Source organism: Bacillus sp. P4_D3 (assembly GCF_056401855.1).
Genome location: NZ_JBFUIN010000954.1, coordinates 1 through 1,026, shown reverse-complemented (window position 1 = coordinate 1,026; position 1,026 = coordinate 1). Strand labels below are relative to the sequence as shown.

The 1,026-nt window shown below is 38.3% G+C and carries 1 protein-coding gene and 1 pseudogene; one reads left to right on the top strand and one right to left on the bottom strand.

What is annotated here, in order from left to right:
• A pseudogene (locus AC1DTM_RS28290) lies at positions 1–142 on the bottom strand (alpha-amylase family glycosyl hydrolase); the annotation flags it as partial.
• A gap of 158 nt (positions 143–300) precedes the next feature.
• Here AC1DTM_RS28290 and AC1DTM_RS28285 point away from each other — a divergent pair.
• A partial coding sequence (locus tag AC1DTM_RS28285; RefSeq protein ID WP_477001466.1) for an ammonium transporter occupies positions 301–1,026 on the top strand: 726 nt, incomplete at its 3' end.

Genomic DNA, 1,026 nt, shown 5'->3' with positions numbered 1-1,026 from the left:
CCGCAAAAGTATGTACTGGTACAAACAAAATAACAGCTAAACAAAAACAAATGAATAGTTCCTTAGTCCATATTTTTTTCACACGCATCCCCCAAACTTCCAATTGTAAGAATATTATACCAATTTTCAGAACAAATCGCATACGTTGATTTTATTCCTCCAAAATACCTAATGTTAGGTTTTCTAACATTACCTAAAAAAGTTTTCTGAATTTTTAGTTGATTTTTCTTTTTATTTCGAATATGATATGAAACATAACGAATCGATGTTATATTTTCTAACATCATAGGAGGAGAGAGAATGAATACGGGAGATACAGTTTTTATTTTTGTAACGACAGTAATGGTTATGTTGATGACACCAGGATTGGCACTTTTTTATGGAGGTATGGTTCGCAGTAAAAACGTACTCAGCACGACCATGCACAGTTATAGCGCAATGGCTATCGTTTCGATTCAATGGATTGTTATCGGTTATTCTTTATCATTCGGACCAGATTGGCACGGACTTATCGGCAATCTCGATTGGTTCGGTTTAAACGGCGTTACCTACGCACCAAACCCAGACTACTCATCTACTATTCCTCACAATTTATTTATGATGTTCCAACTCATGTTCGCTATTTTAACTCCCGCTTTAATTTCAGGTGCATTCGCTGAAAGAATGCGATTTTCTGCCTTTCTTATTTTTATCCTTCTTTGGACAACAATCGTTTACAATCCTGTCGCTCATTGGGTATGGGGCGTTGGCGGATGGCTGAGAGAACTCGGCGCATTAGACTTCGCTGGCGGTAATGTCGTTCATATCACATCTGGCGTTGCCGGTCTTGTATTAGCTATCTTCCTAGGAAAACGAAAAAACATAAGCGGTACCTCTCCTCATCATTTACCATTTACAATGTTAGGCGCAGGCTTACTCTGGTTCGGCTGGTTCGGTTTTAACGTCGGTAGTGCATTATCTTTAAATGACGTAGCTTTAACTGCATTTATTAATACAAATATAGCCGCTGCTGCTTCAGCTCTAACT